Origin of the sequence: Ferrovibrio xuzhouensis, assembly GCF_042648965.1 — a bacterium.
In the GTDB taxonomy this organism is placed as follows: domain Bacteria; phylum Pseudomonadota; class Alphaproteobacteria; order Ferrovibrionales; family Ferrovibrionaceae; genus Ferrovibrio; species Ferrovibrio xuzhouensis.
Genome location: NZ_JBHRYJ010000002.1, coordinates 227,114 through 253,368 on the forward strand (window position 1 = coordinate 227,114; position 26,255 = coordinate 253,368).

A 26,255-nucleotide genomic window follows, 5' to 3' on the forward strand; every position below is an offset into this window, starting at 1 on the left:
GCTCTCAGCTCAGCAGTTCATAGAGGGTGCGGGCGACCACCTCGGTGGCCTTGTTGAGGTCGCTCAGGACCAGCTTCTCGTCGGCACGGTGGCCGTTGGCCTCCAGCAGGTTGCGCGGCCCGGCGCCGTACAGCACCGTCTTGACGCCCCTGGCCGAATAATGCCGCGCATCGGTATAGAGCGGGATGCCCTCGGTGCCGACCGGCTTGCCCATTACCGCTGTGGCGTTGCGGGTCAGGATGTCGATCAGTTTCTCCACGCCGGGCACCATGCCGAAGGGCCGCGCCAGCATGATGCGGATGACCTGTGCGGTGATGCCGGGCAGGTGTTCGACCGCATGGGAGACGAGGTTGCGCAGGTTGGTCTCGACCTGTTCGGGGTTTTCTTCCGGGATCATGCGACGGTCGAGCCGGAAGGTGACGCGGTCGGGTACCACATTGGTGTTGATGCCGCCCTTGATCAGGCCGACCACCAAGGTCGGCGAGGTGATGCCCCCGACCTGCGAATGGATCGCCGCCAAGGTGTCGCGATAGGCATAGAGCGCGTTCAGCACATGGACGGCGGCTTCCATCGCGTCATGACCGGTGTCGGGCCGTGCCGCATGGGCCGACTTGCCGTTGACCGTGACTTCCAGGTGCAGGCAGCCGTTATGGGCGGTGGTCACCGCGTAGGAGAAACCGGCCGAGAAGGCATAATCGGGCTTCGAGATGCCCTGTTCCAGCAGCCATTGTGGGCCAATGGCACCGCCGGCTTCCTCGTCGTAGGTTAGGTGCAGCTCGATGGTGCCCTTGATCGGTTTGGCGAGTTTTTCCAGCGCCAGCAGGGCATAGGCGTAAGTGACGAAGTCGGACTTGGAGACGGCGGCACCGCGGCCATACATCACGCCGTCTTTTACCACGGCCGCGTAGGGATCGACGCTCCAGCCCTCGCCCGGTGCCACCACGTCGCCATGGGCGTTCAGCGCCACGACCGGCCCGTCGCCGAATTTTTTCCGCACCACGAGATTGACGCAGGAGATCATGCCATTGGCCTTGACCAGGTCGTCCGGCACCGGATGGCGCTCGACAGTGAAGCCAAGGCCCTCCAGCAATTCGGCGGCGCGTTTGGCATGCGGCGCGCAGTCGCCCGGCGGGTTGTCGGAGGGCACCTTCACCAGCTCGGCCAGCATGCCAGCCATGGCATCGGCGTTGGTGGTGACGAAATCGTGGATGGTGGCGGCAACCGCCTTGTCGATGGTCATGGACGGGTTCAGTTCACGGGATGGAAGTTTTCGATGAAATGCAGCAGCGTGGCGGTCGCCAGCTCGACATCCTCGGCCAGCACGGCCTCGAGCGGATTGTGGCTGATGCCGCGCGTGCAGCGCATGAAGATCATGGCGACCGGACAAAGCGGGGCGAGGGTTGCGGCATCATGGCCGGCGCCGGACGGCAGCCGCATGGTCGGCACGCCCTGGGTCTTGATTGCCGCCTCGGCGGCATCCATCAGTCCCGGGTGGCAGGGTGTTGCCGTCGAGCGGTACAGCTCGGTCAGTTTGTGTTCGACATTGCGGCGGGCGCAGACGCGCGCGATCTCGGCGAATACGTCGTCGGCGGCGGCATCGCGCACTGAATCTTCCGCCGCGCGGATGTCCAGCGAGAAGACGGCCTTGCCGGGGATCACGTTCATGGCGCCGGGCAGCGCCTCCATCATGCCGACGGTGCCGACCAGCGTCTCCGTGCCGGTGCAGCGCGTCTCGACATAGGTGACGATCTCGGCCGCCGCGACCAGGGCATCCTGGCGCTGGCCCATCGGCACGGTGCCAGCATGGCCGGCCAGCCCGGTGATCTCGACGCGGATGCGCCGGGCGCCGGAAATCGCCGTGACCACGCCGAGCGCGAGGCCCTTGTTCTCCAGCACCGGGCCCTGCTCGATATGCAGTTCCATGAAGGCGGCGATGCTGCCGGGCCGGCGCGCGCAGCTGCCCACTTGCGCCGGATCAAGGCCGAAGGCCCGGTAGGCCTCGCCCATGCTGACGCCCTGCTTGTCTTTCGTCTCCAGCATGGCCGGATCAAAGGTGCCGGCGATGGCGCGGCTGCCGGCCATCGAGGCGCCGAAGCGGGTGCCTTCCTCGTTGGCGAAGCCGACCACCTCGATGGTATGCGGCAGCCGCACGCCGCGCCGGTGCAGGTCGGCAACGCAGGCCAGCGGCGCGATCACGCCCAGCATGCCGTCATACTTGCCGGCATTGCGCACGGTATCGAGATGCGAACCGCTCATCAGCACCGGGGCGTCGGGCGTGGCACCGGCATAGCGGCCGACCAGGTTGCCGGCGCTGTCATGCTCGACCTCCATGCCGGCCTCGCGCATCCACTGCGCCACGGTCTCGTGCGCCGCGCGATGCTCGGGCGTCAGGAAGGTCCGGCACAGGTAATCCGGGCTTTCGCTGATGCGGCCGAGTTCGTCCAGCTGGGCGAGCATGCGGTCGGCGAAGCGGAAGGCAGGCATCGGGGAGGGCTCCTTGCCGGATGATTGTATACAGTTTTTCGACCTTACACTGGCCGGTGATACTGGCCAAGGGCGCAGGCATGCATTAGCAACGGGATGGGAGAATAAAGCATGTCGTTCGAGCCCGAGTTACTGTTGCGCGCAATGTTCGAGGCCGCCCGCAAGGCAGCCGATCCTGCCGTCTGCGTGCCGCCGTTTCTGCCGGCCGCGCCGGTGCGCAAGGATGGCAGCTGGGGCCGCACCATCGTGGTCGGCGCCGGCAAGGCGGCGGCCAGCATGGCGCGCGCCGTCGAACTGGCCTGGCCGGAAAAGAATCACGATGCACCGCTCGAGGGTCTGGTGGTCACCCGCTACGGCCATGACGTGCCCTGCGACCGTATCATCGTCGTCGAGGCGGCTCATCCGGTGCCCGACAGTGCCGGCGAAAAGGCTGCCGCGCTGATCCTCGGCAAGGTGCAGGGGCTGACCGCCGACGATCTGGTGCTGTGCCTGATCTCGGGCGGCGGCTCGGCGCTGCTGGCGCTGCCGGCGCCGGGCCTGACCTTGGCCGACAAGCAGGCGGTGAACCAGGCCCTGCTGAAATCCGGCGCCAACATTGCCGAGATGAATTGCGTGCGCAAACATCTCTCGGCGATCAAGGGCGGCCGGCTGGCGGCCGCGGCGGCACCGGCCCAGGTGGTGTCGCTGCTGATCTCCGACGTGCCGGGCGACGATCCGGCGGTGATTGCTTCGGGTCCGACGGTGCCCGACCCGACCGATTTTGCCGAGGCACGCGCGGTGCTGGAGAAATACGCCATTGATCTGCCGCCGGCCGTGGCGAAGCATATGGCCGCGGCGGCGGACGAGACGCCCAAGCCCGGCGATCCGGCGTTCGAGCGGACCCGCACGGTGATGGTGGCGGCGCCGCAGATGGCGCTGGAGGCGGCAGCGAAAGTCGCCCGCGCCGCCGGTGTGACGCCGGTCATCCTCGGCGATGCCATCGAGGGCGAGGCCCGCGAGGTGGCGACCGTGATGGCCGGCATCGCCAGCCAGGTGCGCCGCCATGCCCAGCCGGCCGGGGTGCCCTGCGTGCTGCTATCGGGCGGCGAGACCACGGTGACGGTGCGCGGCAAGGGCCGCGGCGGCCGCAACGCCGAATTCCTCACCGCGCTGGGGGTGGCGCTGGACGGCGCCGAGGGGGTCTGGGCGCTGGCCGGCGATACCGACGGCATCGACGGCAGCGAGGATAATGCCGGCGCGCTGCTGACGCCCGACAGCGTTGCCCGGGCGGCGGCCAAGGGCGTGGATGCGAAGGCCTGCCTCGCCGACAACGACGGCTACAGCTTCTTCCAGGCGACCGGCGGGCTGATCATGACCGGGCCGACCCTGACCAATGTCAACGACTTTCGCGCCATTCTGGTTCTGTGATCCGGCGGGCAGCCCAGCCGGCATGACACGGCGGCGCTGGCCCCGCGGCCGGCGAAACTGTATACAGAAATACAGACGCTGACCGTCCTCCGCAGGGGCCATGACCGACTTCCCGCTCGTCCACACGGCGCTGACGCTCGCCGACCTCAACCGCATCGCGGCGCCGGATTTCGTCATCGCGCTCGACGGCATCTTCGAGCATTCGCCCTGGATCGCCGAGCGTGCGGTGGTGCGGCGGCCGTTCGGCAGCCTCGATGCCCTGCATGGCGCGCTGGTGGCGGCGATGTGGGCGGCCACCCCGGACGAACAGCGCGACCTGCTCTGCGCCCATCCGGAACTGGCCGGCAGGGAAGCCGATGCCGGCACGCTGACCGATCATTCGACCGGCGAGCAGGACAGCGCCGGGCTGACCCGGCTGAGCCCAGGCGAAAAGCAGCGCATCCTGCAGCTCAACGCGACCTACCGCGACCGTCACGGGTTTCCCTTTATCATCGCCGTGAAGCTGCGTACCAAGCGGCAGATCTTTGCCGAGTTCGAACGCCGCCTGAACAACACGCCCGACGTCGAATTCGGCACTGCGCTGGCCGAGGTGGGGCGCATTGCCCGCATCCGGCTCGACGCGCTGCTGTCGGCGGCACCGGTGCAGGCCTGACAGCATGGAGAGACCGCGATGGGCCGCCTGACCACTCATGTCCTCGACACCATGCATGGCCGGCCGGCCGCCGGCCTGACCATCGACCTCTATGCACTGGACGGCGACAGCCGCCGTCTGGTCAAACAGATCACCACCAACAGCGACGGCCGTGCCGACGCGCCGCTGCTGGACGGTCCGGAGTTCCGTGCCGGACGCTACGAGCTGGTCTTCCATGTGGCGCCGTATTTCCTGGCGCGCGGTGTCTATCTGCCCGATCCGCCCTTCCTCGACGCCGTGCCGATCCGTTTCGGCATCGCCGAGGAAGGCAGCCATTACCATGTGCCGCTGCTGGTCTCGCCGTGGAGTTTTTCCACCTATCGCGGCAGCTGACGTCATGGATCATGCCGGTTTCATGCGCCATGCCATCGCCTTGAGTCGCCGGCACATGCAGGCCGGCGACGGCGGGCCGTTCGGTGCGGTGATTGTGCTGGATGGCAAGATCGTCGGCGAAGGCTGGAACCGGGTGACCTCACAGAACGATCCGACCGCCCACGCCGAGGTGGTGGCGATCCGCGAAGCCTGCGGCCGGCTCAAGCGGTTCGATCTGCGCGGCGCCGTGCTCTATACGAGCTGCGAACCCTGTCCGATGTGTCTTGCCGCCACTTACTGGGCACGCATCGACCGGCTGTATTACGGCAACACCCAGGCCGATGCGGCGGCGATCGAGTTCGACGATGCCTTCCTCTATCGCGAGCTTGCCCTGCCGATGCCGCAGCGCAGCCTCCGGTGCGAGCAGATCCTGCACACGGAAGCGCGATCCGTATTCGAGGAATGGGCCGCGAAGCCCGACAAGGTGTGGTATTAGCGGCGCCCCGGACTGGCTCTCTCTTGTTCCGCCCGGCCGCCTGCGCCGTCGGACCCTCGCGGCCGGCGAGGTGGCATTCCGCCAGGGCGACCGGGCAACGGCGATTTTCCGGGTCGAAGCCGGCCGCTTTCGACTGGTCCGGCATCTTGAGGATGGAGCCGGTGTCGCGCTGCATGTGGCTCGTGTAGGCGAAACGTTTGCCGAGGCAGCGCTGTTTGCAGCCAGTTATCATTGTGATGCCGTGGCCGAGGTCGAGAGCGTGCTGCTGGCAGTCCCAAAAGCCGATTTGCTGGCGGCACTCACGCGCGAGCCGGAGGCAGCGCTTGGCTATGCCCGGCATCTCGGCCGCCAGGTGCGCGATCTGCGCGCACAGCTGGAATTGCGCAATATCCGGAATGCCCCGCAGCGGTTGCTGGCCTGGCTGCATCTGCATGCTTCAGGCGATCCGCCGGTCGTGATGCTGGATCGGCCCTGGACCGAGATCGCACCGGAACTCGGGCTGACGCATGAAGCCGTCTACCGGGCACTGGCGGCCTTGCAGAAGGCGCGGCGGATCCGCCGAAACAAGGATATGATCCGGATCATATGATGGTGCCATGGGCGGCAGTAGCATTCATTCGAATCACCGGGGATGCACCCATGTGCCTTGTTCGAATTCTGCTGGTTTCTGTGCTGATGGCCGGTGCGGCCGGCTTCGCTCTTGCGGCCGATGACATGCATCAGCATCAGCAACACATGCCCCAGCAACAGATGCCGATGGGTGACCGCGCGGCGCAGCAGGCAGCGTCGGATGAGCGGCAGCTGGTCACCTACCCCGAAGCCCTGCGGATCCGGACCCTCGCCAACATGCGTAATCACCTGCTGGCACTTTCCGAAATCCAGGAGGCGCTGGCCACAAGTGATTTCGACAAGGCGGCGGATATCGCCGAAAGCCGGCTTGGCATGAACTCGCTGAGCCTGCATGGCGCCCACGAGGTCGCGCCGTTCATGCCGGAGGGCATGCAGCTTGCCGGCACGGCGATGCATCATGCCGCCAGCCGGTTCGCCCTGGCAGCCAAGGATGCCGGAGTGACCGGCGACATGAAGTCGGCGCTGTCCGCCCTGGCCATGACGACGCAAGCCTGCACCGCCTGCCACAGCGCATACCGGCTGCAATAGGCTCGGTCGGAATCCGGAAGCTTAGTCGAGCGGCGCGCCGGCGGCGATCCAGGCGCCGATCTTCTGGCGCTCTTCCTCGGTCACCCCGGTGGCATTGCCCGGCGGCATCGTTTCGGTGCGCACCGCCTGCTGGTTGATCAGCGCGGCATAGCGTTTCAGCTGCTCCGGCGTTTCCAGCATGATGCCCTTCGGCGCCTCGGCGATGCCGTCGAAGGTCGGCTTGGCGGCGTGGCACGGCGTGCAGCGGCTGGCGGTGATCCGGTGCACCTCTTCGGCGCTGACGGCCTCGCCGAAGGCCTTCTTGCGCGGGTCCCAGTGGGTGAAGAACACCAGCCCGACCACCAGCAGGAAGGCGACGGCGAGGAATTCGTAGCGCCGGCCGCGGCCCTGGTTCTTCAGGTTGAAGAAATGCCGTACCAGGCCGCCGATCACCATCACCACGGCGAGGATCACCCAGCCGTAGGGATGGCCGTAGGTGATCGGGTAATGGTTGCTGATCATGGCGAACAGCACCGGCAGGGTCAGGTAGTTGTTGTGCAGCGAACGCTGCTTGGCCTGCTTGCCGTAAGTCGGGTCCGGTACCTGGCCGGCCAGCATCTCGGCCACCGCCTTACGCTGGTTCGGAATGATGTTATGCGCCACGTTGGCCGCCATGATGGTGCCGATCAGGGCGCCGACATGCAGGTAGGCGGCGCGCGCCGAGAAGATCTGGGTATAGCCCCAGGCCGCGGCGACCAGCAGCACGAAGCCGACGATGGCGAGCAGCGCGTCATTCTTGCCCAGCGGCGACTTGCACAGCAGGTCGTAGACGATCCAGCCGAGAAACAGCGAGGCGAGGCTGAGGCCGATTGCCTCGCCCTGGCTGAGCGGCAGCACCTTGGGGTCGATCAGATACAGGTCGGCGCCGACGTAATACAGCACGCCGAGCAGGAAGAAGCCACTGATCCAGGTGAAATAGGCCTCGTATTTGAACCAGTGCAGTTCCGGCGGCAGGTGCGCCGGCGCCACCGAGTATTTCTCGGTGAAATAAAAGCCGCCGCCATGGATCAGCCAAGCCTGGCCGAGCACGCCGGGCTGTTGGGTCTCGCCCTTGCGCAGCGAATTGTCGAGCCAGACGAAAAAGAAGGACGAGCCGATCCAGGCGATGCCGAAAATCAGGTGCATCCAGCGCAGCACCAGATTGAGCCATTCAAGGGCCAGGTCGGTCATGGGGGCAGGAACTCCGGGAGCGCGGTCGGGGCGGGCAGGCCGTTCAACCCGTAATGGCGCGCCCTGCGATCGTCAACCGGAATTGTGTACGATTTTCCGGGGCGTGCGTCAGCGGGCGCTGCGGTCGAAGTCGGTGCCGACATTGCCGGCCAGAAGCCGCGTGACCGTTCCGTCTGGTCCATGCAGGGGCAGCACCAGCCGGTGCCAGGTGTTCACGGTGATGTCGACCGGCATCTGATGCCAAGTGTAGACCGGCTGAGGGCGCAGCAGAACGGCCTGGTAAACGGCGATGAAAAACCGGCTGGCCAGCGAGCCGGTCGGCAGTTCCGAGGTGCACTTTCCCGTCATGTCGAAACCGGCGCGCTGCGCGATCTCGCTGCCATAGAGGCGATAGCGGTAATCGGCGCCGCCATCGAGAACATCCAGCAGCATGATATGGCCGAGCGCCGGCCGCATCTGCAGCGGATCGATCCGGTCCGGCGCGACGCGGCCAGCGATATCCTGCAGTCCCTGCCAGTAGCGCAGCAGAAAGGACAGCTGCGGCGTCGGCACCGCATGGGGCTCGGGGTTCCAGACCACGATCGGCGGATCGACGCCATAGCCGTCGAACAGGCCGGCGGCTGCCGTCAGCCGGCCGGCAATCAGGTCATCGCGAAGGGCGGCGAGGCGATCCTCGTCGGCGGTCGGCATTGGTCCTGGTTCCTGCGTTGAATTGCGTCAGTTTAGCCGACGCGGGCGGCCCGGCGCCAGTTGTGCCAGCACGGCGCGGACGCTGTCGAGATGCGGATTGATCGCCAGCGCCGCGGCAAAGGCCTCGGCGGCGGCGGCCATCTCGCCGTGGCGCAGGCAGATCTGGCCGAAACCGCAGATCGCGCCGAAATGGCGCGGTTCCAGTTCCAGCGTATGGCGGATGTCGGCCACGCTCTCGGCGTCGCGATGGGTCAGGTAGTAGAGAGTCGCTCGCTTGTTCCAGGCTTCCGCCCAGTCCGGCGCGGCGGCGACCAGGTCGTTAAGCTGGGTTTCGGCATCGCTAAAGCGGCGCTGGGCGATGGCGCCGATCGCCTGCTGCATGCGGTTTTCCAGGTGGGGATCGTCATGGGCGATCCAGATTGCCCAGATATCATCCTCGATGGCATGGGCGGCGGGGCCGGGCGGATCGGCCTGCAGGTTGCGGAACAACTCGCCAAGCCGGCCGCGACCGCCGGGCGCCGTACCGCGCGGCGGCGGGCGGCGCGGGCTCGCAAGGATGATCTTGAGTGTTTCGGCCAGCGGCAGGGACATCTCGGCTCGCCCTCCGGCTCCAGAAGATAGGTCTGATGCGGCCGGTGGCGAGGGCTGTTCCCGGTCTTCGCTATTCCCAGTGTTCGATGGTCAGGGTGACGTGATCGGCGGCGAACCGCGCGCGCACGAATTCCACCGGTTTTCCGCGCTCGTCGACATTGACGGTTTCGCTGACCAGCACCGGCCGGGTGCGTGGCAGTTCGAGCAGGCGGGCATCGCCGGCCGAGATCAGCCGTGCCGCCACCCGGGTCATGCGGCGGTGATAATCGGGGATGCCGGCCAGCTTGAGCGCGCCGGTGATCGAGCCGGCGCGGCGGAACAGTTCCGGCATGTCGGGAAAGCGGTCGGCGGCGAAGAAATGACTGCTGACGCCGACCGGGCGGTCGTCGGCCTTGTTGCGGGTCTCGATCTGCCACAGGGCGGCGCCGGTCGGGATGCCGAGCGCGCGGGCGATGTCGGCCGGTGCCGGCACATTGTCGGCCGACAGCAATTCGCGGGTCGGTTTCTTCTGACGGGTCAGCAGGTTCTCGGTGAAGCGGGTGCGCGGGCCCAGCGCATAATCCAGCGAGCCCTCGGCGACGAACATGCCGCGGCCCTGCTCGATGCTGACGATGCCCTGTTCGGCCAGCCGGTTCATCGCCTGGCGCACGGTATGGCGGTTGACGCCGAAGCTGTTGGCGAGCTGCTTTTCGGTCGGCAACTGGATGCCGGGTTTGTAATCGCCGCGGCGGATTGCCTGTTCCATGGCGGCGGCGATCTGCCGCCAGACTGCCATGCCGCTGCCGCGCTCGATCATCGGTTGCGCTCCGTCCGTCCTGCCGGCCGCGACGCGGCCATGTCATAAAAGATTCGCCCAAACATGGCTTGCTAAGACCCGGGTGTGGGGATAGATATATAGATGTCTAGACCAATTTAGACCTCTGCGCAAGTGGTCTGCATCGCCGGAGCCGAGATTTCACAATGACCGCCCAGCCGGACAGCCAAGCCAGCCCCAGCCCCGAAACCGTCGCCTCGGATGTTGGTGCGCGCCAGCGGCGCCTCGCCATCCTCGTCCGCACCGGCCGCGCCGAACTGGAGGCAGCCTGGAACGGCCTGGCCGACCAGCCGGCCTATCGTCGGCTGAAGGCGCCGGAAACCGGGCTGGCGATGATCCGGGCGCGCGCCGGCGGCGTCGGCCAGCGCTTCAATTTCGGCGAGATGACCATGACCCGCTGCGTGGTGGCGCTCGACGGTACGGGTGCCATGGGCGTGGGCTATGTCCAGGGCCGCGATGCCCGCAAGGCCGAACTGGTCGCGCTATTCGATGCGCTGAGCCTCGATGCCGCACGCTGCGCCGAGATTGAGCATGCTCTGATCGCGCCGGCGGAAGCCGCGCAGGTGGCGGCGCGGGCGGCGCGTGACGCCAAGGTGGCTGCCACCAAGGTCGATTTCTTCACCCTGGTTCGCGGCGAGGACTGATCCATGCAGCAGGACACGATGATCCCCACCGCACCCGCCCCCGGTTTCGCCGATGCAGTGCAGCAGAGCCAGCTTGCCTTCCGCGCTCTGCTCGATGCCATGGCGCGGCCCGGCCGTGTCGCTGCGATGCCGGGCGATATCGGCAATCCCGCCGGCATGGCGCCGGCGCTCGCCGCTGCGGCGCTGACGCTCTGCGATCTCGACACCCCGGTCTGGCTCGGGCCCGGCCTCGATACCGATGCCGTGCGCGGCTGGCTGCGTTTCCATACCGGCGCACCGCTGGCCGCCACGGCGGAGGCCGCCGATTTCGCGCTGCTCGATGCCGCCGCCGGCCTGCCGGCCCTCGATGTCTTCAGCCTCGGCAGCGATGCCGCGCCGGACCGCGGCGCCACCCTGCTGGTGCAGGTGGCTACCCTGGCGGGTGAAACGGCGATGACCTGGCGCGGCCCGGGTATCAAGGATGCCGTGACCATGCCGGTATGCGGTCTGCCGGCGGAAGTCTGGCGGGCGCGGGCGGCGCTGTCGGCGGAATTCCCGCGCGGCCTCGATCTCTATCTTTGTGCCGGCAGCAGTGTGATCGGCCTGCCGCGCAGCACCGCAATTTCCTTCACGACGGAGGCCTGACATGTATGTGGCAGTGAAGGGCGGCGAGACCGCCATCGGCAATGCCCATGCCCTGCTGGCCGAAGACCGGCGCGGCGACCCGGCCGAAGCCGAACTCGGCGTGGCGCAGATCCGTGAGCAGCTGTCGGGCGGCGTCGACCGGGTGATGACCGAAGGTTCGGTCTACGATCCCGATCTTGCGGCGCTGGCGCTGAAGCAGGCCCGCGGCGATCAGGTCGAGGCGATCTTCCTGCTGCGCGCCTACCGCACGACCCTGCCGCGGTTGGCGGTGACCCTGCCGATCGACACCGCGAAGATGCGGGTCTCGCGTCGCATCTCGTCCTGCTTCAAGGACATGCCGGGCGGCCAGCTGCTCGGGCCGACCTTCGACTACACCCACCGCCTGATCGACTTCGCCCTGCAGGCAGCTGGCGAGCCGCCGCAGGCGCCAGCCGGCGGCCAGCTTGCCGAAGCGATGCCGCAGGTGGTCGATCTGCTGAATGCCGAAGGCCTGATCGAGCGCGAAGACGCCGATGCCGCGGATGCGCCGGTGGGGGATCTTACCCGCGAGCCGCTGATGTTCCCGGCCGGCCGCGACGTGCGGCTGCAGAATCTGGCCCGTGCGGACGAGGGCTACCTGCTGGCGCTGGGCTATTCGACTCAGCGCGGCTACGCCAAGTCGCATCCCTTTGTGGGCGAAATCCGCTCTGGCGAGGTCGGCGTCGAGATCGACATCCCCGAACTCGGTTTTGCCGTCGACATCGGCGACATCACCGTCACCGAATGCCAGATGATCAACCAGTTCCGCGGCTCGAAGACCGAACCGCCGAAATTTACCCGCGGCTACGGTCTCGCCTTCGGCTATGCCGAGCGCAAGGCGATGGCGATGTCGTTGGTCGACCGCGCGCTGCGCGCCGAGGATCTCGGCGAGGACGTCACCGCGCCGGCACAGGATGCCGAATTCGTGCTCTACCATGCCGATAATGTCGAGGCCTCGGGCTTCGTGCAGCATCTCAAGCTGCCGCATCATGTCGACTTCCAGTCGGAACTGACCCTGGTGCGCCTGATGCGGGCCGAGGTGGAAGCCGCCGCGACGGCGTCGCCGCGGGAACCCGCTTTCGAGGAGGCTGCCCAGTGACCGTGCTGACGCAGGATTACCAGGCGACCGCCCAGACGCTGGACGGCTACAACTTCGCCTTCCTCGACGAGCAGACCAAGCGGATGATCCGCCGCGCCATCCTGAAAGCCGTGGCGATCCCCGGCTACCAGGTCCCCTTCGGCAGCCGCGAGATGCCGCTGCCCTATGGCTGGGGCACCGGTGGCATGCAGGTGACCGCGGCGGTGATCGGTGCCGCCGATGTGCTGAAGGTGATCGACCAGGGTGCCGATGATACCACCAACGCCGTGTCGATCCGCCGCTTCTTCGTGCGTATGACCGGCGTCGCCACCACCGAGAAGACGCGCGCCGCCACCCTGATCCAGACCCGCCACCGGGTGCCGGAAACGCCGCTGCACGAGGATCAGATCCTGGTCTACCAGGTGCCGATCCCGGAGCCGTTGCGCTGGCTGGAGCCGCGCGAGACCGAGACTCGCAAGATGCACGGCCTCAGCGAGTACGGCGTGATGCACGTCAAGCTGTACGAGGATATCTCGCATCATGGCCATATCTCGACCGCCTACGATTATCCGGTGATGGTGAACGGCCGCTACCTGATGCGCTGCTCGCCGATCCCGAAATTCGACACCCCGAAGCTGCATATGAATGCCGCGCTGCAGCTGTTCGGCGCCGGCCGCGAGAAGCGCATCTATGCCGTGCCGCCCTATACCGAGGTGAAGCCGCTCGATTTCGACGACCATCCCTTCGAGATCGAACGTTGGCCCGAGGCCTGCGCGCTCTGCGGTTCCGGTGACAGCTTCCTCGACGAGGTGATCCTCGACGACAAGGGCGGCCGGATGTTCGTCTGCTCGGATACCGATTACTGCGGCGAGCGTCAGGCCGCCGGCCATCGCGGTCGCATGGCGGCGCCATATGCAGAGTCTTCCTTGGGGAGTGCCGCGGAATGATCGATATGCCGCTGCTGAATATCGATAGGCTGACCAAGCGCTTCGGTCGCCAGACCGCCTGCCTCGACGTCTCCTTCGAGCTGTGGCCGGGCGAGGTGCTTGGCATCGTCGGCGAATCGGGCTCGGGCAAATCGACCCTGCTCAATTGCATCGCCGGGCGGATCACGGCCGATGAAGGCCACATCGACTACCGCACGGCCGATGGCACGATCATCGATCTCGCCACCGCGTCCGAGGCACAGCGCCGCCACCTGATGCGTACCGAATGGGGCTTCGTGCAGCAGCATGCCCGCGACGGCCTGCGCATGGGCTTTTCGGCCGGCGCCAATATCGGCGAACGGCTGATGGCGCTGGGCCAGAAGCATTATGGTAACCTGCGCGACACTTCGCTCGACTGGATGAATGCCGTCGAAATCCCGGCCGATCGCATTGACGACCTGCCGCGCACCTTTTCCGGCGGCATGCAGCAGCGCCTGCAGATCGCCCGCAACCTGGTGACCCGGCCGCGCATCGTGCTGATGGACGAGCCGACCGGCGGCCTCGATGTCTCGGTGCAGGCCCGCCTGCTCGACCTGCTGCGCCGGCTGGTGCAGGAATACCAGGTCGCCGTCATCGTGGTGACCCATGATCTCGGCGTCGCCCGCCTGCTGGCGCATCGTCTGATGGTGATGCGGCGTGGCGAGGTGGTCGAGGCCGGCCTGACCGACCAGCTGCTCGACGATCCGCAGCATGCCTATACCCAGCTGCTGGTCTCTTCGGTGCTGAGTGTCTGAGATGAGCATCATGGACATGACCGGAACCGAGATGATCCGCGTCGAGAATCTCGACAAGACCTTCACCCTGCACCTGCGCGGCGGCGTCGCCCTGCCGGTGCTGCGCGACACCTCGCTCAGCGTCGCGGCCGGCGAATGCGTCACCTTGCATGGCCCGTCCGGTGCAGGCAAGTCAACCCTGCTGCGTTCGATCTACGGCAACTACCGGCCGCAGGCCGGCCGCATCCTGATCCGGCATGACGGCGCACTGGCCAATATTGTCGGCGCGCCGGCCCGGCTGGTGCTCGATATCCGCCGCCGCACGCTGGGCTACGTGACCCAGTTCCTGCGGGTGATCCCGCGGGTCTCGACCGTCGATATCGTCGCCGAGCCGCTGCTGGCCCGCGGCCTGCCGGCGGCGGACGCCACGGCGCAGGCCCGCGCGCTGCTGGCCCGGCTGCAGATCGCCGAGAAGATGTGGGACCTGCCGCCCGCCACCTTCTCGGGCGGCGAGCAGCAGCGCATCAACATCGCCCGCGGCTTTGCCGCCGATTTCCCGATCCTGTTGCTCGACGAGCCGACCGCCTCGCTGGACGAGCGCAACCGCAAAATTGTCATAGATCTGATCAATGATGCGCGCGCGCGCGGGACAGCCATCGTCGCCATCGTGCATGATGCCGAAACCCGTGCCGCCATCACCACCCGCCTGTTGCCGCTGCAAGCCCATGGAGTTGCCGCATGATCTACGATCCCGGTTCCGAGTTGGCCGTCACCAACGCCCGGGTGGTCACCCGCGATGGCGTTGTCGAGGGCGGGAGCCTGCTGGCGCGTGACGGGGTGATCGCCGCGGTCGAGCCCGGGACGACGGCCGTGACCGGGGTGCTGGATTTCGGCGGCGACTATCTGCTGCCCGGCCTGGTCGAGCTGCATACCGACAACCTGGAAAAGCACTTCGCGCCGCGCCCCGGCGTGCGCTGGCCCGGCAACCTCGCGGTCATCGGCCATGACGCCCAGGTGGCGGCGGCCGGCATCACCACGGTGATGGATGCGATTTCGGTGGGCGACGTGCGCGACGGCTCGGTGCGCATGGAAATCTTGCGCGACATGATCGCCGCCATCGAGAAGGCGCAGAAGGCCGGCATGCTGCGGGCCGAGCACCTGCTGCACCTGCGCTGCGAGATTTCGTTTGCCACGATCATGGAGCTGGTCGAGCCGATGACCGAGCTGAGCTGGCTGAAGCTGATCTCGGTGATGGACCACACGCCGGGCCAGCGCCAGTTCGTCAAGCCGGAGAAATACCGCCAGTATTACCAGGGCAAATACGGTCTGACCGACGAGGCGATGGACAAGTTCATGGCCGGCCAGATCGCGGCCGGCGAGGCCAATGGCGCCGCCAACCGGCGCGCCATCGTCGCGCTGTGCCGCGCCAAGGGCCTGCCGCTGGCGAGCCACGATGATGCCACCGCCGAGCATGTGGCGGAAGCCGCCGCCGACGGCATGGTGGTGGCGGAATTCCCCACCACCCATGAGGCGGCCGAACTGTCGCGCCGGCATGGCATGAAGGTGATGATGGGCGGTCCCAACGTGGTGCGCGGCGGCTCGCATTCCGGCAACATCTCGGCGAAGTCGCTGGCCGAGAAGGGCCAGCTCGACATCATCTCGTCGGATTACGTGCCCTCCAGCATGCTGCAGTCGGCCTTCCTGCTGCCCGGACAGGTGCCTGGCGTCAGCCTGGCGCAGGCAGTGGCCATGGTCTCGGCCAATCCGGCAGAAGCCGTCGGCCTGACCGACCGCGGCGCGCTCGAGCCCGGCCGTCGCGCCGACATGATCCGGGTCAGCCTGATCGACGATACTCCGGTAGTGCGCAGCGTCTGGCGCGCCGGCCAGAGAGTGATGTGAGCCGGGTTATGTAAGGAACGGGACATGCCGATTCTCGATGAGATCATGATCCTGCTGGAAAAGGCCGGCGGCGAACGCTACGGCGGCGAGGCGATCAACCAACTCGAGCATGCCCTGCAATGCGCCATGCATGCCGAACGCATGGGCTCGACGCCGGAACTGGTCACCGCCTGCCTGCTGCACGACATCGGCCATCTGGTCGGCGCGGGCGACGAGGGGCTGGCGGCACAGGGCGTCGATGCCCGCCACGAGGATATCGCCGCGGTCTGGCTGCAGCAGTATTTCCCTGCTGCGGTGGTCGAGCCGGTGCGCCTGCATGTCGAGGCCAAGCGCTACCTGTGCCGTGCCGAGCCTACCTACTGGGCCGGCCTGTCGCAGGGCTCGAAGACCAGCCTGGAAGTGCAGGGCGGCATCCACAGCGAGGATGCGGCGGCGACCTTCATCGCGCAGCCCCATGCGGCGGATGCCGTGCTGCTGCGCCGCTGGGACGATGCGGCCAAGACGCCGAAGCTGAAAACGCCGGACCTTGCGCATTACCGGCCGATGGTCGCGGCTGCGCTGCGGCCGGCGGCCTGACGCAATGGCAGACGGACAGCGCGGCCGTCTGGTGCTGGTGGTCGGTCCCAGCGGGGTCGGCAAGGACAGCGTGATCGATGGTGCCCGTGTGGCGCTGGCCGGCCATGACGATGTCGTCTTCCCGCACCGGGTGATCACCCGGGCCGCCGGACTCGGCGGCGAGGATTACGTCGCGGTCTCGCCGCAGGCCTTTGCCGCCATGCAGGCGCGCGGCGATTTCGCGCTGTCCTGGGCGGCGCATGACCTGCAATACGGTATCCCGGCCACCATCGACGCCGATCTGGCTGCCGGAAAGCAGGTGGTGATCAATGTCTCGCGCGCCGTGATCGATGCCGCGCGCGCGAAGTATCCCGGCCTGCTGGTGGTGCTGATCACCGCCACGCCGGAAACCCTGCGCCGCCGGCTGACGGCGCGCGGCCGCGAGACTCCGGCGGAAATCGAGGAACGACTGGCCCGCGCCGCCGCCTTCACGCTCGGCGGCCCCGATGTCGTGGTGCTGAACAACGATGGCGCGCTGGGCGATGCCGTCACCCGCTTCACCAGCCTGCTGCAGAAAACCCCGGTCTGAATCGTTTTCCGGGACGCGGCGCATCTGCGGCATACTCCCGGCAGCCAGACACACCTGCCGGAGACTGCCATGGATGCCCTGCTGCCGCTGCTGAGTATCGTCGCCGCCATCGCCATCGGCGCAGCCAGCCCGGGGCCGAGCTTCGTGCTGGTGGCGCGTATCGCCGTGGCCGACCGGCGCGCCAGCGGCATCGCCGCGGCGCTCGGCATGGGGCTGGGCGGCGTGGCCTTCGCCAGCTTGGCACTGGCCGGCCTGATCGCGCTGCTGACCCGGGTCGAATGGCTTTATCTCGGCCTGCGCGTCGCCGGCGGCGGCTATCTGCTGTATCTCGCCTGGCGCCTGTGGCGCGGCGCCGGCCAGCCGTTGGCGCTGGGCGGGGCTACCGAACGGCCGCGCAGCCTGCGCCGCGCCTTCGTCCTCGGCCTGGTCACCCAGCTCAGCAACCCTAAGACCGCCGTGGTCTATGCCGGCATTTTCGCCGCCCTGCTGCCGGTCGCGCCGCCGCTGTGGCTGGCGCTTGTCCTGCCGCCGCTGATCTTCTGCGTCGAATGCGGCTGGTACTGTATCGTCGCCACGGCTTTCTCGGCAGCGCGGCCGCGTGCAGCCTATTTGCGCGGCAAGGGCTGGATCGACCGGCTGGCCGGCGGCGTGATGGGGCTGCTCGGCCTGCGGCTGATCGCCGGCAGCCTGCGCGGCTAGCGCCCAGGCCTATCCCGCGAGCGGATAACGGCCGACGACGCGGAAACCGGCGTCCGCTGCCGGCTGGACGAACAGGCAGAGCTCGGTCACGGCAAACGGCTTGCGGGTAAACGGGCGGGTTTCCTGCTCCAGGTGGCGCAGCAGGATGTCGCGCTGGGCCGGATCGGTGATCCGGCCGGTCAGCGTGAAATGCAGCCGGAAATCCTCCATCACATAGGGATAGCCCCAGGCCTGCAGGTTGGCCTCCTGCCGTGCGCTCAGGCCCGCGGCGCGGCGGCGTGCCAGTTCCGCCTCTGACGGCGGCGCGCGGAAACGGTCGAATGCCCGCACGCAGTCGGCGGCTAGCGCATCGATCTCCGGGGCGGGCGCCGAAGGGCGCAGGGCGAGGAAGTTGCCCAGCGCCGCGAGTTGCAGCGGCGGCAGGCGCAGCGGCCGGCGGGTTGCCGCAAATTTTTCGACGGCGACAATCAGCAGGCCGTCGTCGCAGCCTTCCGCCAGCCGGAAGGGCGGTTTCAGCGTGCCATGCAGGCCATAGCGCCGTGGGTCGGCGGTCAGGGCGGCGAGCTGCGCCGGCGGGATGCCGGCGACGCCGGCGGGCACCGGGCTCTCGCCGGTTTCCGGGTCCCAGCCGAGCCAGCCGGCGGCAAAGGCGTGCAGGGAATCGTCCGCCGGCGGAGCAATATAGAGGGCGAAACGCTGCGACACGGCAAAACTCCCTAGACCATTCGGGTATGGGTCCTGATTCCACGGACGCGGCCCGGCGATTTCACCCCTGCGACGCGCAACCGCAACAGAAGTGTCATGCGCCATTGTTATGGCTGCCGCACGCCCAGAACCCAAGGGGGATGCATGCCCGCCGCCATCGAGATTGCCCATCTATCGAAAACTTTCCGGACGGGCAAGCGTGCGCTGGACAACGTCGAGCTGGCGATCGCGCCGGGCGAGATGGTTGCCCTGATCGGCGCGTCGGGTTCGGGCAAGTCCACCCTGCTGCGCCATGTCGCCGGCCTGATGCCCGGCGACCGCGACGGCAGCGGCCGGATTTCGGTCAGCGGCAACATCGTGCAGCAGCATGGCCGCATTGCCGGCGATATCCGCAGCACCCGCGCCGGCATCGGCTTCATTTTCCAGCAATTCAACCTGGTCGGTCGCATGCGGGTGATCACCAATGTGCTGGCCGGCAATCTCGGCCGCATGCCGTTCTGGCGCACCGCCCTCGGCCTGTTCACCGACGAGCAGCGCCGCATCGCCGTGGCGGCACTTGACCGTGTCGGCATCGTGCAATGCGCCTTCCAGCGCGCCTCGACCCTGTCGGGCGGCCAGCAGCAGCGCGCCGCCATTGCCCGCGCGCTGGTACAGCGCGCCGAGGTCATCCTGGCCGACGAGCCGATCGCCTCGCTGGACCCGGAATCCTCGCGCAAGGTCATGGAGACGCTGGCCGACATCAATCGCAGCGACAATGTCACCGTGGTGGTGTCGCTGCACCAGGTCGATTTCGCCCTGAAATACTGCAGCCGCGTGGTTGCCCTGCGCGACGGCCATGTGATGTATGACGGGCCGGCCGCCGCGGTCACTTCGGCGTTGCTGCGCGGCATCTACGGCAACAACACCGACCTCGATTTCGGCACGCTCGACGGTGACCTGCCGCAACCGGCCGATGACAACAGGCCGGACGCCGAGATTCCCGCGGCCGGTGCCATGCGGGTCGTGCCGCGCATGCAGGCCCTGCTGGCCTGATCCGGCGCGACCAAGCCTTTCCGTATCCCTTACGCAGTACGAACAACAGGAGAGAGAAACCATGATTCGTCGCCACTTTCTGAAAGCCGCCGTTGCGGTGGCTGCGCTGGCCGGGGTCGCCGGTACCGCCCATGCCGCCGATCTCAAGGAGATCAATTTCGGGATCATCTCGACCGAGTCGAGCAGCAACCTGAAGAACATGTTCGAGCCTTTCCTGGCCGACATGGCCAAGCAGACCGGCAGGAAGATCAATGCCTTTTTCGCGCCGGATTATGCCGGCGTGATCGAGGGCATGCGCTTCAACAAGGTACAGGTGGCCTGGTTCGGCAATGCCTCGGCCATGCAGGCGATCGACCGTGCCGACGGCGAGATCTTCGTGCAGACCACCGCCAGTGACGGCTCGCCGGGCTACTGGTCGCTGCTGATCGTCAACAAGGACAGCCCGCTGAACAGCCTCGCCGACCTGCTGAAGCAGCCGGGCAAGTACACCTTCGGCAACGGTGATCCGAACTCGACCTCGGGCTTCCTGGTGCCGAGCTTCTACGTCTGGGGCCAGAACAAGGTCGACATCCGCAAGTTCTTCACCCGCACGGTGACCGCCAACCACGAGACCAACGCGCTGGCGGTGGCCAACAAGCAGGTCGATGTTGCCACCAACAACACCGAGAATCTCGATCGCCTGAAGAAGACCCAGCCGGAGAAGCTGAAGGAGATCAAGGTGATCTGGAAATCGCCGCTGATCCCGTCCGACCCGATCGTCTGGCGCAAGGACCTGTCGGATAACGACAAGAAGGTGCTCAAGACCTTCTTCACCAGCTATGGCACCGATGGCCACGGCAGCGCCGATCAGGTCGCCCACGAGAAGAAGGTGCTGAACGCCCTGCAGTGGGGTCCGTTCAAGGAATCGTCGAACCGCCAGTTGCTGCCGATCCGCCAGCTCGCGCTGTTCCGCGACAAGATCAAGCTTGAGGGCGATGCCAACATGAGCGCTGACGAGAAGGCAAAGAAAATCGCCGAGATCGACGCCAAGCTGGCCGAACTCAACAAGCAGATGGGTTCGTAATCACCTGCATGCCCGGCCGGGACGGCTTTGCCGTCCCGGCCATTCCTTTTTTCAAGCCAGTCGCGAGGTCGGCCATGGCCGTCACTGCCACCGTCATCCAGGACCATCCAATCCGGCCGCCGAAAACCGGCCTGAAGACGACGCTGGGGCGCAGCCTGATTTACGGTCTGCTCGCGGCCATGCTGATCTGGTCGTATCAGGGCGCCGAGATCGCGCCGGGCAAGCTGTTTGCCGATGCCGGCAACATCGTCACCTTCGCGCGCGACTTCTTCCCGCCCGACTTCCACGAGTGGCGCTATTACCTCGAGGAACTGGTCGTCACCCTGCATATCGCCATCTGGGGCACGCTGCTCGCCGTGATCTGCGCCGTGCCGCTCGGCCTGCTCGCCTCGTCCAATATCACGCCGGTCTGGGTGCACCAGCCGGTGCGCCGCGTCATGGATGCCTGCCGCGCCATCAACGAGATGGTATTTGCCATGCTGTTCGTGGTGGTGGTCGGCCTCGGGCCGTTTGCCGGCGCTATGGCGCTGTTCGTGCATACCACCGGCATTCTTGCCAAGCTGTTTTCCGAAGCTGTTGAGGCGATCGACCCGCAGCCGGTCGAGGGCATCCGCGCCACCGGCGCCAATGCCGTGGAAGAAGTGGTCTACGGGGTGATCCCGCAGGTCCTGCCACTCTGGGTATCGTATTCGCTGTACCGCTTCGAATCGAATATCCGGTCGGCGGCCGTGGTCGGCATGGTCGGCGCCGGCGGCATCGGCGTGGTGCTGTGGGAGGTGATCCGGGCCTTCCAGTTTGCCCAGACCTGCGCCGTGATGATCATGCTGATCCTGCTGGTCAGCGTCGTCGACGTGATCTCGTCGCAGGTGCGCAAGCTGCTGATCTAGAGTCGCCCATTTTACTGATGATCGCCGGCCGTTCAGTGCCGGGTGGCGGCCGTCGCATCCTTGCGTTGCCGCAGCAGGCGGCCACGCGCCGGCCGGCGCCGGCTGTCGCGCCGCGCGGCCAGTCGCGCCCGGGCCTTGGACAGGGCTTCTTGGGTGACATAGAGCAGCAGGGTGTTGGTCAGCATGACTGTCTCCGGCGATTGGCAGGCCTGCCCGTCCGACAGGGCCGCATCTGATACGGAAAGGGTAAACAAATTCTGCCCGGTCGCCCGGTTCAGGGACTAATGGCTACTGTGCCAGCTGCCGTCGGGCGTCCGGCAGGCGGTGCCCTGCATGCGCTCGCTGTGGCTGTCGAAACGGGCGCTGGCCTGGAAATCCCGGCAATAGCGGCCGTCGCGCTGGAAGGTGCCGAGCGGCATGACCGCATAGGCATAGCCGCCGGTGCCTCCGTACCATTGCACCGCCTTGCGGTCCGGGGCGTATTCGAGAATGCGGCCGACGCAATACCGGTCGAGACGATCCATGCCGAGCCCGACGGCACTGTCGGCGGGCAGGGCGGCACTGGCCGGCACATTGCGCATCAGGCTGCGTTCGCAGGTGCCGTGCTCGATGCCGTAGCTCGACGAATAGACGGCATAGCTGCCGGCGGTGCGGGATGCGGGGGGCGGCCAAGGAGTGACGGGAGCGGCCACCAGGGCCATGCGGGGGGCTGCAGGGGGTAGCGGATCCGCCATCGTCGCCCTGGATGTCAGAGGGATCAGGGCGACGATGGCAGCGGCCAAGCCGAGGGTGGGTCGGCGACTAGGCCGCGGCGCGGCGATGGAGGGGGTACTCCACCACGGGGTTGAGGCAGGCATGACGCGCCGCTCCGCTAAACTGTACGCGAATTACTTTTTCTTCTGCTCCTCATGGTACAGGAGACCACCGGCAGTACCGGCTGCGGCGCCGATCACGGCGCCGGTGACAACACTGCCGCCCGTCAGCAGCCCGATCGCGGCACCGGCACCGGTGCCGATCGCGGCGCCCGAAAGCGCCCGCTGCTGCTGGGTGTTCATGCCGCTGCAACCGGCGGCGACCAGCCCGACAAGGGCAAGACCGGCGATTTGCGACTTCAGCATCAGAGTCTCCTTTCCGAATGTCTCTGGCAGTCGATCCGCACTATGGATCCGGTGTCCTCTCGAAAAAGAAAATCCGGGGAGGTCGGGAGGTCACCGTCTGCTGCCCCAAGACTTAGACAAGGACGGATGCTCCGCAATGAGTATTTGAGTTCTTCCACGTTTTATTTCAGCAATCACAAGTATATCTCCGGAATATCACAGGTTTGTCACGGGTATTACTGAACAATTGCTTTAATCGTATCTTATCTATCTTTCAGGTAATTTTATAAACAGAGACTTGTCATGGCTTTTCACTTGAGGGCCGCTTGCGTATCGTCGCGGCTATGCCGATTCATCCCCCCCGTTGTCCTGCTGCGCTGCGCCCGCCGCGGTGCGCGGCTGCACGCCGTCGCTCTGCCGGATGGGGCCTTGCCGGATGGCCACTTGCCGCCGGACTTGCGCTGATGCTGGCCGGCTGCGACCTGCTGCACCTGTCCGGCAGCGAATCGCCCCCGCCGCCGGCTCCCCCGCCGGTCACCGAGCCGGCGCCGGCCGCCGTGCTGAAGCCAGCCATACCGGTACCGGCGACCAAGCCGCCGATTCCCTCAGGCGTGGCCCGGATTGTCACCGATGATCGCGGCCGCCCCCTGGTGATCGGCCTCAACCGTGATGCCCTGATTCGCCAGTTCGGCACGCCGGTTGTGGAACGCGAGGCTTCGCCGGCGCGCGTTCTGGAATTCCGCCATGAAAATTGCCTTCTGGCGGCCTACCTTTATTTCGATACCGCGCGAAACGACTTTTACGCGCTGCAATACGAGGTGAACGGATCGGTCGACCATAACGAGACCGCCGATCGCTGCCTGCTACGGATTGCCCGCAATGCCCCCCGCAGCTGAAACCGCCCGCCCTGTCAACGCCGGCCCGGCCATCGTCGCCGTCGTCGACGATGATCCGCTGTTCCGCGAGACCGTTTCGGCCAATCTCGCCGAGGCCGGCTATCGCGCCGCGGCCTTCTCGGGCGGCAACGCCCTGATGGAATGGCTCGTCCAGGGCAACCGGCCGGCGGCCCTGCTGCTCGACTGGCAGATGCCGGAGCAGGATGGCCCGGTGGTGCTTGAGAAACTGCGCAATGCCGGCTATGACCTGCCGGTGCTGTTCCTCACCGGGCTCAACCAGCCGATCTTCGAAGAGAAGGGACTGAAACTCGGCGCTGTCGATTTCGTCGACAAGAGCAAGAGTTTCGCCATCATCCTGCAGCGCATCCGCATCGCGATGACGGCGAAAAGCCCGAACGGCATGGCTGATGGCGATACCCTGCCGTCGAGCGGCGGCCTGCTGCTCGACGTGGCCAGTGCCCGTGCCGCCTGGAACGGTGCGCAGGTCGAACTGACCCATGGCGAATTCAAGGTGGTGCATCTGCTGGCACAGCGCATCGGCCGCGATGTCGGCTACCGCGAGATCTACGATGCCGTGCGCGGTGCCGGCTTCGAGGCTGGCCAGGGCCCCGACGGCTATCGCGCCAATGTCCGGGCCATGGTCAAGCGGATCCGCCAGAAGTTCCGCGATATCGATCCGGATTTCGACGCCATCGAGACCTATCCCGGTTTCGGCTACCGCTGGCGTCATGGCTGACCATGTCCGTGGCGCCAGCCGCCTGTGGCGTTCCCTGACTCTGCGGGCCGCCGTTGTGGTCGGCCTGTTCATTGCCCTGCCGTTCCTGCTCTACGCAACCTTCCGCCAGGCCGATGTCGACCGCCAGCAGCTGCTGTTGCAGAGCATTCGCGTCAAGGGGCTGACGGTCGGCCGCGTGCTGGAAGAACGTCTGCAGGGCGCCGATGCGATTCCGATGTTCAGGCTGGGCGAGGAACTGGCGCGGTTCCAGACCGACGGCATTGCCTTGCGGCTGCTGTTTCGGCCGCATGATGCGCCACCCGACAGCGGTTTCCTCTATGTCGCCTCGGCGCCGCCGGTGGCGCCCGACGACCTCGAATGGGAAAAACAGAAACTGGCCGATGCCGGCGTGCTCGACCGGCTTGGCCAGACCTGCGAAGGCGATGTGCCGCTGGCGTTGCGCTTCGATCGCGCCGACGGCCGACCGCAGCTGATCACCTCGATCACGCCGGTGCGCACGCGACGCGGCTGCTGGGCGCTGGTGATTTCCAACGACCTGACCGATGCGGCCGAACAACGGCTCGGTGAGCCCTACTGGCGGGCGCCGGAGGTGAGACTGGCGGCGGCATTGTATTTCGGCTTTGCCATCATCGTGCTGGCCATCGCCTTCGACCTGTGGCGCGGCCTGCGGCGCTTCGCCACCACCGCGCGCGGCGTTGCCGAACGGCGCATCGAGGGCCGCTTCGCCCAGCGCAACCGCCTGCCCGAGCTGGAGCCGGTGGCCGACGCCTTCGACCGCATGGAAGACAGCCTGCGCAGTACTGCCAGCGAATTGCGCCACGCCGCGGAAGAAAGCGCCCATGCCTTCAAGACGCCGCTGGGTACCATCCGCCAGGCGATGGTGCCGCTGCGCAACCGCGTCGCGGCCGAGGACCCGCGCAGCCAGCAGGCCCTGCAGGCGGTGGATGCGGCGCTCGACCGACTCGACGATCTGGTGCGCGCCGCCCGCCATCTTGACGATGCCGTGGCCGACCGGCTCGACCCGCCGCGCGAGGCGGTTGACCTCGAGGCGCTGGTTGAGGATGTCGTCGAGGCCTACAGCGCCGATGCCACCGCCCGCAATGTCGGCCTCGAAGGCGTGGTCGAGATCGCGGCGCTGGCGCCGATGGGCGGGAGGCTGATCGCCGATGCGCTCGGCCAGGTGATCGAGAACGCACTGAGCTTCTCGCCGCCCGAGGGCCGGGTGCGGGTGCGGCTCACCCGCAATGCCGGCCGCATTGCCATTGTCGTCGAGGACGAAGGGCCCGGCGTGCCGGCGGCCTGGCTGGCGCATATCTTCGAACGCCATGCCTCGTTCCGCGATGCGCCGCCGCCGCAGGATTTTGCCGAGCGCGGGCAGAATTTCGGCATCGGCCTATGGGTGGCGCGGCGCAATCTCGAGGCCGTCGGCGGTGACATCAGCGCCGCCAACCGGCCCGGCCGCGGCTTCGCCGTCAGCCTGATCATGTCAAAGGCCGCCGGCTGAGACCGCGTCTAGAGAATGCGGCGGTCGCGCTGGTGCTGCCGCCAGGCGAAGCCAAGCAGGGCGATGCCGACCAGCAGGGCGATCACGCCGATTACCCAGGTGGTGAGCACGGCGACGGCGCCGGGGAACAGCACCAGCAGCAGCCCGAAGGCGACGAGCAGGATGCCGCCCTTGCTGAGCGGCCAGTCGGGACCGATCTCGCGTTTCAGCCGCAGGCTGCCGGCGATCTCGATGATGCCGAAAATCAGCGCCCAGGCGGCCACCAGATAAAGCAGGAAGACGATGGTGGCGCCGGGCCACAGGACGCTGATCAGGCCGATCACGATGGCGGTGCCGGCGGTGAGGAACAGCAGGCCGCGCCGCATGTCGCCGGCCGGCAGCCGCAGGCCCGACAGCAGGCTGATGATACCGTCGACCAGGGCATAGGTGCCGAAGATCATCACCAGTACGCCGAGGCTGATACCCGGCCAAAAGATCGCCACCAGGCCGAACAGCAGGGCAGCCAGACCGCGCATGACGATCAGCCACCACATCCGGCTCGGCATCGGGGCGCCCGCCCCGGGCGGCATGCGTTCAACCATCTGCGGTCCTTTCCTGCTGTCCCGCTGCCAATATAGGGATACCGGGCGGTTTTTGCATCGTCGCGGATACCCCCGGCAAAGGGTCATTTGCCGCCGC

General features: G+C 67.0%; 33 protein-coding genes. 22 read left to right on the top strand and 11 right to left on the bottom strand.

The window, feature by feature from the left end; genetic code table 11:
• Positions 1-4 precede the first annotated feature (4 nt).
• Positions 5-1,240, bottom strand: coding sequence for an ArgE/DapE family deacylase (locus ACFOOQ_RS11130; protein ID WP_379726072.1), 1,236 nt, complete (start codon positions 1,238-1,240; stop codon positions 5-7).
• 8 nt (positions 1,241-1,248) lie between these two features.
• Positions 1,249-2,484: an allantoate amidohydrolase gene (locus ACFOOQ_RS11135; RefSeq protein WP_379726075.1), complete on the bottom strand. Its 1,236-nt coding sequence runs from the start codon at positions 2,482-2,484 to the stop codon at positions 1,249-1,251.
• A 111-nt stretch (positions 2,485-2,595) separates the two neighbouring features.
• On the opposite strand from ACFOOQ_RS11135, the gene ACFOOQ_RS11140 reads away from it, so the two are divergent.
• The 6 genes from ACFOOQ_RS11140 to ACFOOQ_RS11165 all read left to right on the top strand — a co-directional run bounded on the left by ACFOOQ_RS11140 (position 2,596) and on the right by ACFOOQ_RS11165 (position 6,548).
• Entirely contained in the window at positions 2,596-3,891 is a 1,296-nt protein-coding gene (locus ACFOOQ_RS11140; protein WP_379726078.1) for a glycerate kinase type-2 family protein, read from the top strand.
• 100 nt (positions 3,892-3,991) lie between these two features.
• The gene (uraD, locus tag ACFOOQ_RS11145; protein ID WP_379726081.1) at positions 3,992-4,543 is read left to right on the top strand and encodes a 2-oxo-4-hydroxy-4-carboxy-5-ureidoimidazoline decarboxylase; all 552 of its coding nucleotides are present in this window, start codon (positions 3,992-3,994) and stop codon (positions 4,541-4,543) included.
• 18 nt (positions 4,544-4,561) lie between these two features.
• A complete protein-coding gene (gene uraH / locus ACFOOQ_RS11150) occupies positions 4,562-4,915 on the top strand; it encodes a hydroxyisourate hydrolase (RefSeq protein WP_379726084.1) in 354 nt (117 codons plus the stop codon).
• A 4-nt stretch (positions 4,916-4,919) separates the two neighbouring features.
• A complete protein-coding gene (locus ACFOOQ_RS11155) occupies positions 4,920-5,390 on the top strand; it encodes a nucleoside deaminase (RefSeq protein WP_379726087.1) in 471 nt (156 codons plus the stop codon).
• A 40-nt stretch (positions 5,391-5,430) separates the two neighbouring features.
• Entirely contained in the window at positions 5,431-5,979 is a 549-nt protein-coding gene (locus ACFOOQ_RS11160) for a Crp/Fnr family transcriptional regulator (protein WP_379727543.1), read from the top strand.
• Positions 5,976-6,548 (top strand): hypothetical protein, encoded by a 573-nt coding sequence (locus ACFOOQ_RS11165; protein ID WP_379726090.1) that lies wholly within the window; start codon positions 5,976-5,978, stop codon positions 6,546-6,548. Before ACFOOQ_RS11160 ends, ACFOOQ_RS11165 begins: the two co-directional genes overlap by 4 nt.
• Positions 6,549-6,569: 21 nt before the next feature.
• Here the strand turns inward: ACFOOQ_RS11165 and ACFOOQ_RS11170 are convergent, their stop codons facing one another.
• From ACFOOQ_RS11170 to phnF, 4 genes are all read right to left on the bottom strand, one after another.
• On the bottom strand, positions 6,570-7,757 hold the full coding sequence (locus ACFOOQ_RS11170; RefSeq protein WP_379726093.1) for a urate hydroxylase PuuD: 1,188 nt from the start codon (positions 7,755-7,757) through the stop codon (positions 6,570-6,572).
• 108 nt (positions 7,758-7,865) lie between these two features.
• Entirely contained in the window at positions 7,866-8,447 is a 582-nt protein-coding gene (locus ACFOOQ_RS11175; RefSeq protein WP_379726096.1) for a PAS domain-containing protein, read from the bottom strand.
• A gap of 27 nt (positions 8,448-8,474) precedes the next feature.
• A complete protein-coding gene (locus ACFOOQ_RS11180) occupies positions 8,475-9,038 on the bottom strand; it encodes a tetratricopeptide repeat protein (protein ID WP_379726099.1) in 564 nt (187 codons plus the stop codon).
• A 70-nt stretch (positions 9,039-9,108) separates the two neighbouring features.
• Complete coding sequence (phnF, locus tag ACFOOQ_RS11185) at positions 9,109-9,834, bottom strand: phosphonate metabolism transcriptional regulator PhnF (protein WP_379726102.1); 726 nt, start codon at positions 9,832-9,834, stop codon at positions 9,109-9,111.
• Between the two features lie 164 nt (positions 9,835-9,998).
• On the opposite strand from phnF, the gene phnG reads away from it, so the two are divergent.
• The 10 genes from phnG to ACFOOQ_RS11235 all read left to right on the top strand — a co-directional run bounded on the left by phnG (position 9,999) and on the right by ACFOOQ_RS11235 (position 17,657).
• The gene (gene phnG / locus ACFOOQ_RS11190) at positions 9,999-10,496 is read left to right on the top strand and encodes a phosphonate C-P lyase system protein PhnG (RefSeq protein WP_379726105.1); all 498 of its coding nucleotides are present in this window, start codon (positions 9,999-10,001) and stop codon (positions 10,494-10,496) included.
• Positions 10,497-10,499: 3 nt separating this feature from the next.
• The gene (gene phnH, locus ACFOOQ_RS11195; protein WP_379726108.1) at positions 10,500-11,120 is read left to right on the top strand and encodes a phosphonate C-P lyase system protein PhnH; all 621 of its coding nucleotides are present in this window, start codon (positions 10,500-10,502) and stop codon (positions 11,118-11,120) included.
• 1 nt (position 11,121) lies between these two features.
• Positions 11,122-12,237, top strand: a complete 1,116-nt coding sequence (locus tag ACFOOQ_RS11200) for a carbon-phosphorus lyase complex subunit PhnI (protein ID WP_379726111.1) — start codon at positions 11,122-11,124, stop codon at positions 12,235-12,237.
• Entirely contained in the window at positions 12,234-13,163 is a 930-nt protein-coding gene (locus ACFOOQ_RS11205) for an alpha-D-ribose 1-methylphosphonate 5-phosphate C-P-lyase PhnJ (RefSeq protein ID WP_449265806.1), read from the top strand. Before ACFOOQ_RS11200 ends, ACFOOQ_RS11205 begins: the two co-directional genes overlap by 4 nt.
• A gap of 5 nt (positions 13,164-13,168) precedes the next feature.
• The gene (phnK, locus tag ACFOOQ_RS11210) at positions 13,169-13,936 is read left to right on the top strand and encodes a phosphonate C-P lyase system protein PhnK (RefSeq protein WP_379727549.1); all 768 of its coding nucleotides are present in this window, start codon (positions 13,169-13,171) and stop codon (positions 13,934-13,936) included.
• Position 13,937: 1 nt separating this feature from the next.
• Positions 13,938-14,657, top strand: coding sequence for a phosphonate C-P lyase system protein PhnL (gene phnL / locus ACFOOQ_RS11215; protein WP_379726114.1), 720 nt, complete (start codon positions 13,938-13,940; stop codon positions 14,655-14,657).
• Positions 14,654-15,814, top strand: a complete 1,161-nt coding sequence (locus ACFOOQ_RS11220; RefSeq protein WP_379726117.1) for an alpha-D-ribose 1-methylphosphonate 5-triphosphate diphosphatase — start codon at positions 14,654-14,656, stop codon at positions 15,812-15,814. Before phnL ends, ACFOOQ_RS11220 begins: the two co-directional genes overlap by 4 nt.
• A 24-nt stretch (positions 15,815-15,838) precedes the next feature.
• Positions 15,839-16,390, top strand: a complete 552-nt coding sequence (locus ACFOOQ_RS11225) for a phosphonate degradation HD-domain oxygenase (RefSeq protein WP_379726120.1) — start codon at positions 15,839-15,841, stop codon at positions 16,388-16,390.
• 4 nt (positions 16,391-16,394) lie between these two features.
• Positions 16,395-16,958: a phosphonate metabolism protein/1,5-bisphosphokinase (PRPP-forming) PhnN gene (gene phnN, locus ACFOOQ_RS11230; RefSeq protein ID WP_379726123.1), complete on the top strand. Its 564-nt coding sequence runs from the start codon at positions 16,395-16,397 to the stop codon at positions 16,956-16,958.
• A gap of 69 nt (positions 16,959-17,027) precedes the next feature.
• A complete protein-coding gene (locus ACFOOQ_RS11235) occupies positions 17,028-17,657 on the top strand; it encodes a LysE family translocator (RefSeq protein ID WP_379726126.1) in 630 nt (209 codons plus the stop codon).
• Between the two features lie 9 nt (positions 17,658-17,666).
• On the opposite strand, the gene ACFOOQ_RS11240 is transcribed toward ACFOOQ_RS11235, so the two are convergent.
• Positions 17,667-18,362 carry a DUF1045 domain-containing protein gene (locus tag ACFOOQ_RS11240; protein WP_379726129.1) on the bottom strand — a complete coding sequence of 232 codons (696 nt, stop codon included), beginning with the start codon at positions 18,360-18,362 and terminating at the stop codon, positions 17,667-17,669.
• 144 nt (positions 18,363-18,506) lie between these two features.
• Between ACFOOQ_RS11240 and phnC the strand changes: the two genes are divergently transcribed.
• The 3 genes from phnC to phnE all read left to right on the top strand — a co-directional run bounded on the left by phnC (position 18,507) and on the right by phnE (position 21,344).
• Positions 18,507-19,394, top strand: coding sequence for a phosphonate ABC transporter ATP-binding protein (phnC, locus tag ACFOOQ_RS11245; protein WP_379726132.1), 888 nt, complete (start codon positions 18,507-18,509; stop codon positions 19,392-19,394).
• 61 nt (positions 19,395-19,455) lie between these two features.
• On the top strand, positions 19,456-20,457 hold the full coding sequence (phnD, locus tag ACFOOQ_RS11250; protein ID WP_379726134.1) for a phosphonate ABC transporter substrate-binding protein: 1,002 nt from the start codon (positions 19,456-19,458) through the stop codon (positions 20,455-20,457).
• A 74-nt stretch (positions 20,458-20,531) separates the two neighbouring features.
• Positions 20,532-21,344, top strand: coding sequence for a phosphonate ABC transporter, permease protein PhnE (gene phnE, locus ACFOOQ_RS11255; protein WP_379726137.1), 813 nt, complete (start codon positions 20,532-20,534; stop codon positions 21,342-21,344).
• 32 nt (positions 21,345-21,376) lie between these two features.
• Here the strand turns inward: phnE and ACFOOQ_RS11260 are convergent, their stop codons facing one another.
• The 3 genes from ACFOOQ_RS11260 to ACFOOQ_RS11270 form a co-directional block, all read right to left on the bottom strand.
• Positions 21,377-21,529, bottom strand: coding sequence for a hypothetical protein (locus ACFOOQ_RS11260; RefSeq protein WP_379726140.1), 153 nt, complete (start codon positions 21,527-21,529; stop codon positions 21,377-21,379).
• A 96-nt stretch (positions 21,530-21,625) separates the two neighbouring features.
• Complete coding sequence (locus tag ACFOOQ_RS11265; protein ID WP_379726143.1) at positions 21,626-22,045, bottom strand: RT0821/Lpp0805 family surface protein; 420 nt, start codon at positions 22,043-22,045, stop codon at positions 21,626-21,628.
• Positions 22,046-22,231: 186 nt separating this feature from the next.
• Entirely contained in the window at positions 22,232-22,462 is a 231-nt protein-coding gene (locus tag ACFOOQ_RS11270) for a YMGG-like glycine zipper-containing protein (protein WP_379726146.1), read from the bottom strand.
• A gap of 443 nt (positions 22,463-22,905) precedes the next feature.
• Between ACFOOQ_RS11270 and ACFOOQ_RS11275 the strand changes: the two genes are divergently transcribed.
• From ACFOOQ_RS11275 to ACFOOQ_RS11285, 3 genes are read left to right on the top strand one after another with little or no spacing between them, the layout of a single operon-like run.
• Positions 22,906-23,337: a hypothetical protein gene (locus ACFOOQ_RS11275; protein ID WP_379726150.1), complete on the top strand. Its 432-nt coding sequence runs from the start codon at positions 22,906-22,908 to the stop codon at positions 23,335-23,337.
• Positions 23,321-24,073, top strand: a complete 753-nt coding sequence (locus tag ACFOOQ_RS11280; RefSeq protein ID WP_379726154.1) for a response regulator transcription factor — start codon at positions 23,321-23,323, stop codon at positions 24,071-24,073. Before ACFOOQ_RS11275 ends, ACFOOQ_RS11280 begins: the two co-directional genes overlap by 17 nt.
• Entirely contained in the window at positions 24,066-25,577 is a 1,512-nt protein-coding gene (locus ACFOOQ_RS11285; protein ID WP_379726157.1) for a sensor histidine kinase, read from the top strand. Before ACFOOQ_RS11280 ends, ACFOOQ_RS11285 begins: the two co-directional genes overlap by 8 nt.
• Before the next feature lie 8 nt (positions 25,578-25,585).
• Here the strand turns inward: ACFOOQ_RS11285 and ACFOOQ_RS11290 are convergent, their stop codons facing one another.
• Positions 25,586-26,158 (bottom strand): HdeD family acid-resistance protein, encoded by a 573-nt coding sequence (locus ACFOOQ_RS11290; protein ID WP_379726160.1) that lies wholly within the window; start codon positions 26,156-26,158, stop codon positions 25,586-25,588.
• Between the last annotated feature and the right edge of the window lie 97 nt (positions 26,159-26,255).